The sequence below is a fragment of the Maribellus luteus genome, assembly GCF_003576475.1.
Taxonomy (GTDB): domain Bacteria; phylum Bacteroidota; class Bacteroidia; order Bacteroidales; family Prolixibacteraceae; genus Draconibacterium; species Draconibacterium luteum.
Genome location: NZ_QWGR01000004.1, coordinates 112,877 through 128,933 on the forward strand (window position 1 = coordinate 112,877; position 16,057 = coordinate 128,933).

Genomic DNA, 16,057 nt, shown 5'->3' on the forward strand with positions numbered 1-16,057 from the left:
GTTTCTTTCTAATAAGTTTGTTTTTCTGCTGCTACATCTTTCACAAAAAGCACCATTACTGCGGCAACTGCCATAGATACCCCGCCAAAAACCAATGCATAAATGGCTTCTCCGTTGAACAGGTCCTGTACCATGAATCCGAGAACAGTGGCTGCCAGAATCTGAGGAATAACGATGAAGAAATTGAAGATCCCCATGTAAATTCCCATTTTTTGGGCCGGCAAAGACCCCGTAAGAATGGCGTAAGGCATGGAAAGAATACTCGCCCAGGCAATACCCACTCCCACCATCGGCAGAATCAGCCAGTTCGGATCTTCTATGAGGTAAATGGCTGCCAAAGCTATCCCGCCTATCGCCAAACTGATGGCATGCGTAATCTTCCGGCTGGTTAGTTTTGCCAACACCGGAAGCGCAAAAGCAATCAGTGCGGCCACCCCGTTGTAAACGCCAAAAAGCAGGTTTACCCAATCGGCGCCGTCGTTGTACAGTTTCGACGTAGTGTCGGAGGTGCCATAAACATGACTCGTGATTCCGGCAGTTGAATAAATCCACAACGAAAAAAGTGCCATCCAGGTAAAGAACTGCACCAGCGCCAGTTGTTTCATCGTGAGTGGCATCCGAAGCAAGTCGCTAAATATTTCCACCAACGCACTCTCTTCTCCTTTTTTTGACTTCAGCACAACTGCTACCAGCATCAGCACAGCAAAAAGAAGTAAGATACCTCCCAGGATATAAAGCTCTTCTTTCAGGTGCAAAAAGCGGGTGAGTGCAACAATCAGCAAACCTACCAAACCAAAAGTTCCACCTACTTTTATGAACTGGCTGCCCGCAACTTCCTTCTCGTGGTACAAGGTTGAAGTTTCTTTGGTTTTCATTTCGTCCGCTTCAAACTCCTTCAGTTTCTCGGGTGAATATTCTTTCGACGATACGACTGTCCAGAGAATAGCCGCAAAAAAGACGGCCGCTCCAATGTAAAACGACCACCTCACCGACGGCGGAATAATGCCTTCAGCAGCCGTATTCGGAATATTTAGCCAGTTGGTCATCACATACGGAAGCAGCGACCCAACCACCGCACCTGTACCGATAAAAAAACTTTGCATTGCAAATCCCATCGTTCGCTGCTCGTCGGGAAGCATATCCCCCACAAATGCACGAAAAGGTTCCATCGACACGTTGATGGAGGCATCCATGATCCACAGGGTACCCGCAGCCACCCACAATGCGGGTGAATTCGGCATTACCAGCAAGGCAAGCGAGGCAAAAATAGCCCCCAAAAGAAAGTACGGGCGCCGACGCCCCAACCGATTCCAGGTTTTATCGCTTGCATGACCGATCAGCGGTTGAACGATCAAACCGGTTACCGGAGCTGCAATCCATAATATGGGAATGTCTTCAATATTAGCACCCAGCGTTTCGAAGATCCGGCTGACGTTGGCATTCTGCAGTGCAAATCCAAACTGAATGCCCAGAAAACCAAAACTCATGTTCCAAATCTGCCAAAAGCTTAACGTAGGTCTTTTACTCATAGCAATTGTCTTTAGTGTAGTTTAGCTGTAAAAATTAAAATGAAAATTACAGCAAATGAACTTTGCCGTTGAAAATGAAATGGGAGTAATCGTTGATTTTGCCGAAACAAATATAAAACACAATGTCCTTAATTTCCAAATCGGGATACACCCCAAACACCTTTAAACAGTTAGATTACGGACCAAAACACCCATTTCAAACGTTTGCAGAAAATGAAAATATATTCTACAACATATTTTCAGAAATGTCTCCAAAAGATTTCCGCAAAGCAGTTTAAAATGAATTTCAGGAGAAAATAGCTTATAAAAACACCGAAGATCCACGCACAATCAGGTCGGCGTTCAACACGCGGGTTTCATACGGATAGTCGCTGTTCTCGCTGGTTATTCTTCGCAAAAGCATTTCGGTAGCTACCGTCCCCATTTCGTAACCATGCTGGTCAACCGAAGTAAGCGTAGGGTCTGTAATTCCGGAAAAGCGTCCGTCAGAAAATCCAACCACCGCAATTTCGTCCGGAATCTTAAATCCCCTTTTTTGAATGGTTTGCATGGCTCCGATGGCAGTAAGATCGTTGGTGGCAAACACCCCGTCAAATTTCTTTTTCTCGTTTAAAAGACGCATCACCGCCAGACGCGCTTTTTCAAAAGAATCGGCTTCAATAATCAATGAAGGGTCCACTTCAAGCCCCGCTTCCTCCAGTGCTTTTACATAGCCGTCTTTTCGTTGCCGGCCAATCAGCAATTTTTGAGGCCCGGCAAAATGCACGATGCGCTTTCGCCCGGTTTCAATCAGGTGGCGGGTTGCACGGTACGAAGCATCCAGGTCATCAATAATAACCTGATCGGCTTCCAGCCCGGGTACAATCCGGTCGTAAAAAACCAGCGGAATATTGTTGTCCTGCAAATTATGAAGGTGCTGAAAATCTTCGGTATGTTTTGAAACGGACACCAAGACACCATCCACGCGGCTGGCCAGCAAAGTACGGGCATTGGCAACCTCCCGCTCGTACCGCTCGTTCGACTGACAAATAATTACGTTAAAACCCGCATCGTAGGCTACGTCCTCAATCCCGCTAATTACCGAGGAAAAAAAGTAGTGAACGATCTCCGGAATAATCACACCGATGGTATGGCTACGTCGTTGCTTCAGGCTTAGTGCCACTGCATTGGGCTGGTAATTGAGCTTTTGTGCCAGTTCATTCACTGCACGTTTGGTCTCCTCACTAATATCAGGATGATTTTTCAGCGCACGCGAAACTGTTGAAGCAGAGATATTCAATTCACGGGCTATATCTTTTATGGTAACAAGTCCGCTTTTCATAATTTATACCCGACAAAAACAGGGAAAAAGCAAAATGGTTGATTCCCGGTTTTGTTGTCGTATGTACAAATATACATTTTTAAACCAATCTTCTACATTTAGAAACCAGCTACCGGGTTGGCAAAGCATACGAAGGAATAAATTGACTGCAATACAGTTCCGTTTTCAAAAATTACCTCATTAAAACCCGTTTTTTTACCCCACCAGCAACTACCTGTTTTATAACATATTTGACGCAAACGACACCGCAAACGTTTGCAGTAATGCGACGCTCGAAAAGCCCGGATTTTTGTTAACATTTCTTATAATTTCGTTTCAGAATTTGGTTTTGTTGGATATGGAACAAAATGTAATCGGTTGATTTTTTGCCATTTAACCAGTTAAAGATTATTTAACAAAAACGAAGAGTTATAAACTAATAGAATTAAAAATGAGGATCATTCGTAAAAACCTTAAAGTTGTCTTGTTTTTGATTGCCTTGCTAAGCTTTAGCTTTAGTTATGCGCAAGTAAAAACAATAACAGGTAAAGTTACCGACGCTCAAACCGGCGAGGCTTTACCAGGTGTGACCATTGTGGTAAAAGGTACCACCAATGGAACCATTACCAATTTTGATGGCGACTTCAATATCAACGCGGAAGAAGGACAAATTCTTTCTTTCTCATTTATTGGATACATTACACAAGAAGTAGTTGTAACTGCATCGGATGTAATTAATGTAAACCTGGCACAGTCAATCGAAAAGCTTGAAGAAGTAATTGTAATCGGTTACGGGCAGGTACGTAAAGAAGATGCAACCGGTTCGGTGGCAACAGTATCTTCTTCTGACTTTAACCAGGGAGCAACTAGTTCTCCGCAAGACCTGATTTTGGGAAAAGTACCGGGAGTAAACATTCAAACCGAAGGTGGAGCACCCGGTTCTGCAGCAAAAATTCGTATTCGTGGAGGCTCATCCATGTCGGCAAGTAACGATCCGCTAATCGTAATTGACGGAATGCCGATTGATAACCGCACCATTGATGGAATGAGCAATGTACTCTCTTCAATAAACCCGAATGATATCGAAACTTTTACAATTCTAAAAGATGCATCATCAACCGCGATTTATGGTTCACGCGCGTCAAACGGGGTTATCTTAATAACGACCAAAGAAGGCGCTAAGAATCAGGAATTGAAAGTTGAAATTGAATCAAAAGTTAATATCAGCGAAATTAAAAAATACATTGACGTATTGAATGCCGACGAGTACAGAACACTTGTAAATCAAAGAGCTGCCATCAGTTCGGCTGTTAATCCTGCATTATTAGGAGATGCCAATACTAACTGGCAAGAAGAAATCTTCCAGACTGCAGTTGGACACGAACATAATCTGGGGGTTTCCGGCGCAGTAAAAAATATTCCTGTCCGTGCTTCGATAGGTTATACTGACCAATTCGGTATTCTAAGAACATCGTCGATGGAAAGAAAAACAGCAACATTAAAAGTTAATCCGAGCTTTTTCGAAAACCATTTGAAAATAACAGCCGGTATTAAATACATGAATGTTGACAACCGCTTTGCCGATAAAGGTGCCATTGGCAGTGCCCTGCGCTTTGACCCAACAAAACCGGTATTCAATAAAACCGGTATTTATGGAGGCTATACAACCTGGCTTACAACCGATGGTTCGAGAAACATAAACGGAACCAGAAACCCGGTAGCCCAATTGCAACAAAAAAGTGACGTATCAGATGTAAACCGCTACATTGCTGATGCTCAAATAAATTATAAGCTACATTTCTTCCCCGATATTACAGCCACATTAAAAGTTGGTCTCGATAAATCGGATAGCGAAGGCTCCATAAATACTGATCTGGATGCTTCGTGGGTGCGCACAGCTTCGTCGGGTGTAGCCCGCGATTATACCCAGGAAAGAAAGAACGAATTACTGGATTTCTACCTCAACTATAAGAAAGACCTTCCCGGAATTGAAAGCCGGATAGATGCAATGGCAGGTTACGAATGGCAGCATTTCTGGTCCGCAGCATCAGCTTATGAAGTTGACAGATTTAATACTGTAATCGTAAACTCAAAAGATGAAACTGAAAACTATCTTGTTTCATTTTTTGGAAGAGCAAATTACTCGTATAAAGACAAATACTTACTTACAGGTACTTTAAGAAACGACGGTTCATCAAGATTTCAGAAAAATAACCGTTGGGGCTGGTACCCATCAGCGGCTTTCGGATGGAGAATTATTGAAGAACCCTTTCTGAAAGAAATAAAAAGTCTTAGCAACCTAAAACTAAGGTTAGGCTACGGGATTACCGGTCAGCAGGAATTAAACAAAGGCGACTATCCGTACATGGGGATTTACCAATTAAGTGACAGCCGAACACAATACAAGTTGGGAGACAAATATTATACGCTGATCCGTCCGAACGGATATGATGCAACTTTGCAGTGGGAAAAAACCACTACTTACAACGTTGGTATCGACTTTGGCTTTTTTGACAACCGCATAAGCGGCTCGATTGATGCCTACAAACGCGTTACCAACGACCTTTTGAATACCATTCCTGTTCCGGCCGGAACAAACTATACCGACCTTTTGCTGACCAATGTCGGCGACCTTCAAAATACAGGTATTGAATTTGCCATAAATGCAATCCCGGTATCTACCAACGACCTTACCTGGCAGGTTAGTTTCAACCTCACACACAACAAAAACGAGGTGACGAAACTTACCAACTACGACGACCCTAATTACAAAGGGATAGATGTGGGAAACATTAGCGGCGTTGGCGTTGGAAATACCATTCAGAAACATACTGTTGGACATCCACTTAATACCTTCTACGTGTACGAACAGGTGTACGATGCAAACGAAAAACCAATTGAAGGATTATACGTTGACCGCAATAACGACAATACCATAAATGAAGATGACAAGTATTACGCAGACTCACCTGCTCCCGATGTATTCATGGGATTTTCTTCCATGTTGAACTACAAAAACTTCGACTTTGGATTTAACGGACGGGCTGCTATTGGCGGACAAATATACAACAACGTAATAGTAGGAGCACGTTACCAGGAAATGACGGTTAACGAATACCTGACCAACCTGCCTTCTGAAATCAATAAGTCGAAATTCGAGACGGCACAACAGTACTCCGATTATTTTCTCGAAGACGCTTCATTCTTCAGGATCGACAACGTAACCCTGGGGTATAATTTCCGTGATATAATAAAAGACACCTTTGGGTTGAACCTGAGTGCAAGACTATATGGTTCAGTACAGAATGTACTTGTAATTACCAATTACTCCGGGTTAGACCCTGAGGTTGATAATGGTATTGATAACGACATTTATCCCCGTCCGAGAATATACCTGATGGGTCTAAACATCACCTTTTAATTGCTAAACAATTATTACAATGAAAACAAGAATTAAAATTTCATATACAATAATGGCGATCGTGTTCTTCATGTTCACTTTTGTCTCATGTGTTAATGATTTAGACACCCTGCCGCTCGACGAGGACCTGCTCACAGCAGACAAGCTAACCGATGATGCTTCGTATAAAGGAATGTTGGCCAAATGTTATGCAGCACTGGTTGTTGGCGGGCAAAAAGGAGTGGATGACGATCCTGATATTAGTAGTATCAACGGTGGGTTTTCATCTTACCTCCGCCAGTTGTGGAACCACCAGGAACTGACTACCGACGAAGCAATTTGCGCATGGAATGACGGAAACCTTCGCGATTTACACGACATGGACTGGACTCCTTCCAACGAGTTTGTTAAAGCCATGTATTACCGCATTAACCTGGAAATTGCCTATTGCAACAACCTGGTTAAGCTAACCAACGGGCAAGACGAATATAAAGCGTACAACACCGAAGCACGTTTTCTCAGAGCCTTGTCATACTGGCACATGCTCGATATGTTTGGCACCGGACCGTTTGTTACCGATCAAGACCAGATAGGTTCCTTCTTCTTCCCGGAACAGGCAACTGCTCAGCAACTTTTCGACTACATTGAGTCGGAACTTACTGCAATAGAAAACGAACTGGCCGCTCCCAGAACCAACGAATACGGACGTGCAGACAAAGCTGCTGCCTGGATGGTATTGTCGAAACTGTATTTAAATGCTGAAACGTACATTGGCACACCAAAATACACCGAGTGTATTACCTACACCAAGAAAATAATAGATGCGGGCTACAGCCTCGAAGCGAACTACCAAAACCTGTTTCTGGCTGATAACAACCTACGTACCAACGAAATTATTTTCCCGATTGTTTGCGACGGTGAGCACACCCAAACCTGGGGAGGGATGACTTTCCTTATCCATTCGACCATTGGAGGCGATATGCCGGCTTCTGCTTCAGGTGTTGATGGTGGCTGGGGAGGAAACCGCACCACAAAAGCATTTGTAAATATTTTTGAAGACATCAGTGGCGAAACCGACAGCCGGGCTATATTCTGGACTGAAGGACAAAACTATGAGATTGCCGACATTTTCAATTTCAGAGACGGTTACGCTTCTCAGAAATTCAAAAACGTCACTTCTGCTGGGGCAGTTGGTTCCAACCTTTCTCACCCCGATACCGACTTTCCCTTATTCAGATACGCCGATGCATTATTGATGTATGCCGAGGCCGTTGTTCGTGGCGGAACAGGTGGAGATATGGGAACTGCAGTTGGGTATATTAACGACATCAGAGAACGCGCTTATGGCGACGATTCCGGAAATATTGCACAGGCAGATTTGGACCTCGACTTTATTTTGGATGAACGCGGACGCGAGCTTTACTGGGAATGCCACCGTCGTACCGACCTGCGACGTTTTGGAAAACTAAGTGGAGGATCTTATATATGGCCATGGAAGGGTGCTGTTGCCGAAGGAAAATCAGTGGATGCAAAATACGATTTGTTCCCGATACCTGATTCGGATATAAATGCCAATCCTAACCTGAAACAAATTAATTATTAACCCTGATTAATTTTATCAACGATGAAAAATATTAGATATATAATCATATCGCTCCTTGCAGTATTTCTCTTTTCGTGCAACGAGGATGATATAATACAATTAAATGATTCAGAGTATGTCCCAGTCGCCAATATTCAAGGATTTGGTACAACGCTGGAGATATCAAAAGATAGGAAAGCGGAAATGCTTACCATATCTTATACTCCTGCCTCCTATGGCGTAGACATTGTTACAACAGACAAACTCCAGTTTTCTGCATCAAGCGATTTTTCAAACCCGGTTACTTTCAATGCTACTTCTTCCGACAATACTTTTTCATTCTCGGTGGGTGCACTTAACGAGTTACTTACAGAAACATTAGCCTTGCCAGTTGATGTAGAAGCTTCCATTTCAGCAAGAATAATCACTTATTCTGTGAACGGAGTTGATACCTTGCATTCTACTCCGGTGAATTTTACAACCACTCCTTACCTGGATATTCTTTTTGCTCCAAATACCTTCTACCTCTTTGGAGATGGCGTTGGACGTGTGGCTCAGAACAATAAACTCAAATTCCACAAAGTCCACAGCGAAGAAGATGTCTGGACTATTGTATGGATGGAAGCTACCGGAAGTTTTAAACTTTGTTCTGACGTAAACTACAAGGGCGTAATCGGAAAAATTGGAGATCCTGCAAGCGGGGAATATACATTAGGAACCGTTGACAACAGGGGGGAAGATATTCCGGTACCCGGAACAGCAGGATACTATACTGTTGGGATAAACCTGGCAACCAATAAACTCCTTATCGAACCAACCAATGTGTACATCTGTGGCGACAATGTGGGCGGCTGGCCGACCAGCACTGTAGTTGAAGAAAACAGGTTTAAACAGGATACCGAAAACAAAACCATGACTTTAACCAGAAGTCTGGCCGGTGGCGAACTAAGGTTACACGTAACACATCCATACATCTCAGCTTCTGACTGGTGGCATGCCGAATTCTTATTCTTCAATGGCATTATTCAATACAGAGCAGATGGAGGAGATCAGGATAGAGTAAGCGTCAACGCAGGTGAACGCACTATTACACTTGACTTTATTAATCAAACTGGTAAAATCGAATAGAAATGAAGAATCTAAAATATATTCTAATAGTTGTCCTGGCGGCTTTTACCCTCTCATGTGAAGAAGACTTTATGACACCACCGGTAACATCGGTGGTTGACGGCACTCCTCCGGAATGGACAAATGTGCCTTCATCCGACATGGATACCGTACTGTTCAAAAAGAACGAAAAAGAAACCCTTCTTAACCTGGCTTGGGCAGCCCCGGTATATGCCGATAAAGTGGGAGTACGCTATTTTCTGCAAATCGATTCGAAAGGGAGTAATTTTTCAAACCCGATTGAATTCGACAGAATATCAGCAACCGAAATGAGAGTTACCATTGGCGATCTGAACACAGCCTTAATAACACGTTTTGCTCCGGTCGAAAAAGTGGAAATTGAGCTACGGATCAGGGCAGTATCCAACGAAGACCTTGCCGACTTATATACAAGCCCATTTTCGATGAAAGTTACGCCATATCTGGACGTACCTGTTCCCGAAGCATTGTTTATGACCGGAACGGCAACCTCGGTTGGTTTCGACAATTTACTATCAGCAGGCAAAGATGGAGATGTATTTACAAAATACCTTCAACTTACAAAAGATGGATTCTTCCGTTTCACCGACAAAGAGAGCGATGGCTTTACCTACAACTTTGGCAAGTTTGCCAGCCTTTCTTCGAACATTGTTGCAGCAGAAGACGAAGACAGCAACTTTAAATTTACCGGAGAAACAGGGTGGTACGAAGTAAAAGCCGATTTCGCCAACAGCGAATTAACCATTGCTCCGTATATGGTTGGTGCAGTCACTTATACACACAACCCCGCTGAAGTGTTCCTCGTAGGCGATTACAATGCAGACGTACCAGCATGGAGCCCTGACAATTCGCCACAAATGACCCAAAAATCAGAAGGGCTTTACTCCATTGAAACGACTATTAAAGACGGGGCAATGTTGAAATTTGTTGGCCAGCCAAGCTGGGGCGACCTCGACTGGGGTAACCTGGGTGGCGATGGAGCCGGCGGAGTTATTGGCCCGAAAGGCAAAAATGGTAATATCACCTTCGATGGCGGAGACAAGACCTACATTATAACCCTTGATTTAAACAAAGGAACATATACGATAGAAGAAGCTGCGATATACATCGTAGGTTCAGCAACAGAGGCTGGCTGGGATATTGATAATGCAATTGAACTAAAATGGCGCTCGGGTCAAAATGCCTACATGGGATATATTCCTTTAAAAAGCGGTGATTTTAAATTCTTCCCGGTAAAAGGCAGTTGGGCAAATGGCATGGGTAGAGCTTCCGACACCGAAGATCCTGAAGGCGGTTCTTTAGGCGGCGAGAACAAGGATATTCCAAGCATAAATACCTCTTCTGATTATAAATTATACCGGATTACAGTTTGGTACGATACAGAGGCCAACTCTTATAAATATTCTGTTTTAGATGCCGAGATGATTCTTGTTGGAGATGCGACACCCGCTGGCTGGTCCATCGGAAATGGGTACAATATGGTTTATGCCGGAGAGGGCAAATGGGTAACATACGTTGACATGAACGCATCCGGAGGCTTTAAATTCTTCTACGAAACCGAAAACTGGAACTCGGGCTACAAAGAGTTTGATGCTACGAATAAACCCGGAGAATTATCTCTTGAAGGTGGAGATCCGAATATATCAACACCTGGAGAAGGATATTATAAGCTGACAATTGATACTTACAATATGACTTACACCAAAGAGCTCATTGCAAACAGAAAGATGTATTTGGTGGGTTCTCCCAATGGATGGGCAATAGGTGCAGGCATTGAAATGAGCTGGGATGAAGCGAACAAAGAATGGACGCTTACCACAGACCTTGCAGCAAACGATGCTTTCAAAATCTTTGCGGAATCAGGAAACTGGGATAGTGGCTTTAAGTTCAAATACGGGATGCTTAGCTTTGAGCCCGGAGATCCGAATATATCAACTCCGGATGGTGCAGGAAATTACACCATCAAATTTAGTCTGGCCAAAAGAACTTTGACTTTTACGAAAAACTAGTAGAATTTAATAGCTTCAAGCAGAGACCTCTTCTCTAATTCGAAGAGGTTTCTGCTTTTTTTACTAAAAAACTTTAGTTGTATGAAACGCTTATTCTCTTTGTTATTAGCTGGTTTGATTTTCACAAACCTTTTGGCACAAGTAACCACCGATCCTGAATTTCCGGTAGCTGGCGAAACAGTAAAAATAATTTTTGATGCTACACAGGGAACCGCCGGATTACAAGACTATTCAGGCGATATATACGCACACACCGGCGTTATTACCGACCAAAGTACGTCCGGATCAGATTGGAAATATGTAATAGCCGATTGGAATGTAAATACCGATAAAGCAAAGCTAACACGCATTTCAACAAATATTTATGAGCTTGAAATCACTCCGGATATTGCCTCTTTTTACGGAGTCCCTCCTTCCGAAAAAATTGAGCAAATGGCCTTTGTTTTCCGTAGTGCCGATGGCAGTCGCGAAGGAAAAGCAAGCGGAGGCACCGATATTTTCGTTGATGTTTATGAACCCGGATTAGTGGTTGAAATTACCCAACCGGCAGACAACCAGATACTGCAGAAAAGTCAAGCGGTAAACATTTCGGCAAGCTCTTCTATCGAGGCAGATCTCAAACTTTATTTAAACGAAAGTCTTATCGCAGAAAACACCGGAAATACAATTTCAACAAACTACACTTTTACAGAAGGGGGCAGCAACTGGCTTATAGCCGAAGCAAGCGCAGCCGGCACCACACTTCGCGACTCTGTTTCTGTTTTTGTGCGTGAAGAGGTGATTACAGAAACAAAACCGTCCAGCTACAAAACCGGAATCAACTACCCCTTAGATAATTCAGCAGCCCTTGTTTTATGGGCTCCGCAAAAAGAATTTGTATATGTCCTTGGTGATTTCAACAACTGGGAAGTCGGAGAAAACTTCCAAATGAAAAAAGACGGCGATTATTTCTGGCTCGATATCCCAAATCTGGAAAAAGGCAAGGAATATGCGTTTCAGTACTTGATTGACGGCAAGCTAAAAATTGCCGATCCTTATGCAGAAAAAGTACTCGACCCGTGGAATGATTCTTTTATAAGTGATGCTACCTATCCCAATCTAAAAGCCTATCCCGAAGGCAAAACAGATGGTATTGTTGCTGTGCTGCAACCCGGCCAGGATGAATATCAGTGGGAAATAAACGACTTTCAAACTCCGGCAAAAGAAAAAATGGTGATTTACGAATTGCTAATCCGTGATTTTACGGAAGAGCATACCTACACGTCGGTGATTGAAAAACTGGACTACCTGGAAGATCTTCGGGTGAATGTACTGGAATTAATGCCGGTAAACGAATTTGAAGGAAACAACAGCTGGGGTTACAACCCGTCGTTTTATTTTGCCCCCGACAAATATTACGGCCTAAAAAACGAACTGAAAAGGCTGATTGATGAATGCCACAAACGCGGGATTGCTGTGGTAATCGACATGGTGCTGAACCACAGCTACGGTCAAAGCCCCTTCGCTCAAATGTACATGGACAACTGGACCATTACCGAAGACAATCCCTGGTACAACATTTCATCGCCCAATTCCACTTATTCGTGGGGTTACGATTTTAACCACGAATCGCAAGCTACACAAGAGTTGGTCGACAGCGTAAACAGCTTTTGGATCAGCGAGTACAAAGTGGATGGTTTCCGCTTCGATTTTACCAAAGGATTTACCCAGAAAACAGGCGACGGCTGGGCTTACGATGCCTCCCGTATTGCTATATTGAAACGCATGGCCGATCAAATTTGGGCACGCGATCCCGACAACCTCATCATTCTCGAGCACCTGACCGATAATTCAGAAGAAAAAGAGCTGGCCAACTATGGTCTAATGCTCTGGGGAAATATGAACAATAATTACGGAGAAGCCGCCATGGGTTTCAATGAAAGTTCAAAATCGGATTTAAGCTGGGCTGTGTACACCAACCGTGGCTGGAGCCAACCAAACCTGGTTACTTATATGGAAAGCCACGACGAAGAGCGGCTTGCCTACAGATGCCTGAATTACGGGAATTCTGACGCGAATTACGATACTAAAACGCTTTCGGTGGCACTCGACCGCCTCGAACTAAGTAGCCTGTTTTTTCTTCCACTTCCGGGTCCTAAAATGATCTGGCAGTTTGGAGAGCGCGGTTATGATTTATCCATTAACCGTTGCGAAAACGGAACCATTAGCAACGACTGCCGAACCGCACCGAAACCACCCTATTGGAATTACCTTGACAATAGCGATCGCACGGATCTTTTCGAGGTAATGGCCAAATTAAACGAGCTTAAGCAAAAGTATGAGGAATTTTCTCCTGAAAGTTATTCATACAGCCTCAGCAATGCCATAAAATGGTACTCGCTAAGCAACAATGGAAACCATGTTCTGGCTGTAGGAAACTTTGATGTAAAACTAAATACTCCTACTATTTCTTTCCCGCAAAACGGAAAATGGTACGAGTTTTTTACTAGTGATTCTTTAAATATAACGAGTACCAACCGTACCCTCATTCTGCAGCCCGGAGAATACCGGCTCTATTCGACCCGAAAATTTGCAGAGCCGCACATAACTACCGATGTAGACGATATTCAGTCGCCGGAATACCAGCTGAATGTCTACCCAAATCCGGTACAAAGCACGCTTTTTGTTTCGGCTGAGAAATGGATCGATCAGGTAGAGATTTATTCGCTCACCGGAAAACTGATGAGCAGAAACACCGCCCGAAGCAAAGAAAAGCAATTGAGCGTGGAGGGCTTTTCGCCGGGCATCTATCTTTTAAGGGTTATTCTGGACGGCGAGCTTGTTTCACGAAAAATTGTTGTTCAGTAAAAAGCAAAAGGTGCTCTGATCAATAAAAACCAGAGCACCTTTTGCTTTTTTATTTCTTGTTTTCTGCTATTCTTCAGAGAAGCTCTTCCCTGTTTCCTTTAATTCTTCCAGATCGTTTACGTTAAAATCGCCGTAAAAAGAAACGATAAAAGAATTGCCTTCCTGATTCTCGTTCCGAATAAAAATATGACACTCTGTGTACTTGCTTTTTTTGCCTAAAAGCCAGATTTCGGCATTCGAATCATCCCCGTCATCTTCGAAGCGATGATACTTTGACGAAAGCATGGATACTGCCTTGGCAATAAAAGCATCTCCGCTCCACTCTCCCTTTTCAGGGTTGTAAGTCATAAAACGCACCTGTGTCAAACTGCCGGTTACATTACTCTCGTCACCGTTATCTCCCAGATCAATGTTAAACGCATCGCTAAAATCTTTTGATAAAGTAAAGCTGGTCACCCCATCGGCGTCGGTAAATGCATCGTACATTTTATCAGCCTTGCTTTGGCCCGAAGTAAACAGCGTGGCCAGCAAGAGTCCGAGAAGAAAAAAAAGTGTAGTTAATGTTTTCATAAGTGTATAATTGTTTAATGATGGCACTTAATGAACCGGGCCGAAGTCAGCGGTCTGACTTTCGGCATACCGGTTTCTTTTTATAATCGTTCTTATTTTGCTTCTTTCAAGGTTAATCCTTCCGGCATCATTTCCCAGTACTTCCCAATCATGTCCTTATCCCAGGTATTGGAAGTATTTTCAATGTCGTAGATTATTTCCTGCATTCCTTCTCCCAGGTAAATGGTTTTTCCTTCAGGTACTTTCACCGTAATAAAAACTTCCTGGTTTCTCCATTTATCATCTTTGGCAAGGAAAAAGTAAGGATCAAAAACAATGGTCGAGTCGTTCGAATTGAAATGATAGATCACCCGCTGGCTGTTTTCTTTGGCTTCGTCTCTCGAACTTCCGCGCGAAACACTTTTCACGGTAACTACAAATTCGTCGGAACTGGAACGAACCACATCCAATTCGGGCTCACCCACAAATACTTCTTCGCCATCTACCACATACACATCAAAGCCTTCGATATCTGCATCGAGCTTGGTGTAATCTTCGTACTTGTTTTCAGCAATGTTGAGATACAATGTCTCGCAAGAGTCGCAATCAATTACCTGGCTTGTTGTTATGGACGAGCGGTCTTTGAAATGTTTTACCTGCGTGGCCGAGAGTGACAACAGTACGATCAGCGACACAAACCAAACCCCGATCATCGACAACACAATGGCTGCGTTGTTTGACTTATAACGAAACACCAGTTTGGTTCCGAAGAAAAGAAGGGCCAACAAAGGCAAGCCAATTAAAACCCCTACCAAAACCAACCCAAAAGTAACGGTTCCGGGCTCAACAAAATAGTTCAGAATGTCCGGAACATATACTTCAGGACTCCAAATCAAAGGCCAGCTGGATACAAACGAATGACCGATTACCATAGAAGAAATCAATCCGAGCAAACCGAAGAATCCGGAAATAATCAGCACTACGCCAAAAATCACCACAAATACTTTCAGTATTACCTTAAATATGTTGTAAACCACGTCGCCGGCACCTTCCACCGATTTTCTTCCTTTTGAATAGGTGTCCGATTCTTTGAATTTCTGATAGCTTTCTTTTACTTCCTTTACTTCTTCCTTTATCGATTTTTCGATATTTTTCACCGTAGCTTCCTGTCCGCGCATTTCCAGGCGCTGTGTTGTACTGGAAGCCTTGGGAACTGCAATCCACAAAATAATGTACGCCAGCAATGCAGCGCCGGTAGTAGCAAAGAAAAGGATGGCAAAAATGATTCGCAGAATAACCGGATCCATATTGAAATAGGCCCCCATACCGCCGCAAACACCTCCAAGTACCCGGTGTTCGGGGTCGCGATACAGGCGACGTTTCCGCTTGGTTTCCGACACGATGGAATCGTCCTCGCCTTCTTCTTCAGCAAAATCTTCCGGAGTACCCATGGTTTGGATTACTTCGTTCACCCAGTCCAGTGTAATTACATTTTTGTCGTTGTCCGATTTGGCACTGAAAATCTCAGCAATACGGGCTTCGATGTCAGAAAGTATCTCTTTTCCTTCTTCATCGCCTCCAAAATGATTTTTAAGATTGATCAGGTACTTTTGCAGTACTTCGTAAGCATCTTCTTCGATGTGAAAAATAGTCCCGCTTATATTGATTGTGAATGTCTTCTTCATTTTGTTTTTT

Annotated in this window: 9 protein-coding genes; 5 read left to right on the forward strand and 4 right to left on the reverse strand. The window is 43.4% G+C overall.

Going from position 1 to position 16,057, the window contains the following annotated elements:
- Positions 1–8: 8 nt before the first annotated feature.
- A complete protein-coding gene (locus tag D1614_RS08670; protein ID WP_119437522.1) occupies positions 9–1,529 on the reverse strand; it encodes an MFS transporter in 1,521 nt (506 codons plus the stop codon).
- A gap of 301 nt (positions 1,530–1,830) precedes the next feature.
- Positions 1,831–2,850 carry a LacI family DNA-binding transcriptional regulator gene (locus D1614_RS08675; RefSeq protein ID WP_119437523.1) on the reverse strand — a complete coding sequence of 340 codons (1,020 nt, stop codon included), beginning with the start codon at positions 2,848–2,850 and terminating at the stop codon, positions 1,831–1,833.
- A 430-nt stretch (positions 2,851–3,280) separates the two neighbouring features.
- Here D1614_RS08675 and D1614_RS08680 point away from each other — a divergent pair, with 430 nt between their 5' ends.
- The 5 genes from D1614_RS08680 to D1614_RS08700 all read left to right on the forward strand — a co-directional run bounded on the left by D1614_RS08680 (position 3,281) and on the right by D1614_RS08700 (position 13,813).
- Positions 3,281–6,250: a SusC/RagA family TonB-linked outer membrane protein gene (locus D1614_RS08680; RefSeq protein ID WP_119437524.1), complete on the forward strand. Its 2,970-nt coding sequence runs from the start codon at positions 3,281–3,283 to the stop codon at positions 6,248–6,250.
- A 19-nt stretch (positions 6,251–6,269) separates the two neighbouring features.
- Positions 6,270–7,832: a RagB/SusD family nutrient uptake outer membrane protein gene (locus D1614_RS08685; RefSeq protein ID WP_119437525.1), complete on the forward strand. Its 1,563-nt coding sequence runs from the start codon at positions 6,270–6,272 to the stop codon at positions 7,830–7,832.
- A 21-nt stretch (positions 7,833–7,853) separates the two neighbouring features.
- A complete protein-coding gene (locus D1614_RS08690; RefSeq protein ID WP_119437526.1) occupies positions 7,854–8,939 on the forward strand; it encodes a SusF/SusE family carbohydrate-binding protein in 1,086 nt (361 codons plus the stop codon).
- Between the two features lie 2 nt (positions 8,940–8,941).
- Positions 8,942–10,966 (forward strand): SusE domain-containing protein, encoded by a 2,025-nt coding sequence (locus D1614_RS08695; protein WP_119437527.1) that lies wholly within the window; start codon positions 8,942–8,944, stop codon positions 10,964–10,966.
- Positions 10,967–11,047: 81 nt separating this feature from the next.
- Positions 11,048–13,813 carry an alpha-amylase family glycosyl hydrolase gene (locus D1614_RS08700; RefSeq protein ID WP_119437528.1) on the forward strand — a complete coding sequence of 922 codons (2,766 nt, stop codon included), beginning with the start codon at positions 11,048–11,050 and terminating at the stop codon, positions 13,811–13,813.
- A gap of 66 nt (positions 13,814–13,879) precedes the next feature.
- On the opposite strand, the gene D1614_RS08705 is transcribed toward D1614_RS08700, so the two are convergent.
- Together D1614_RS08705 and D1614_RS08710 are read right to left on the reverse strand one after the other, a co-directional pair.
- Positions 13,880–14,383 (reverse strand): DUF4252 domain-containing protein, encoded by a 504-nt coding sequence (locus D1614_RS08705; RefSeq protein ID WP_119437529.1) that lies wholly within the window; start codon positions 14,381–14,383, stop codon positions 13,880–13,882.
- Between the two features lie 92 nt (positions 14,384–14,475).
- A complete protein-coding gene (locus D1614_RS08710; protein WP_119437530.1) occupies positions 14,476–16,047 on the reverse strand; it encodes a PspC domain-containing protein in 1,572 nt (523 codons plus the stop codon).
- Between the last annotated feature and the right edge of the window lie 10 nt (positions 16,048–16,057).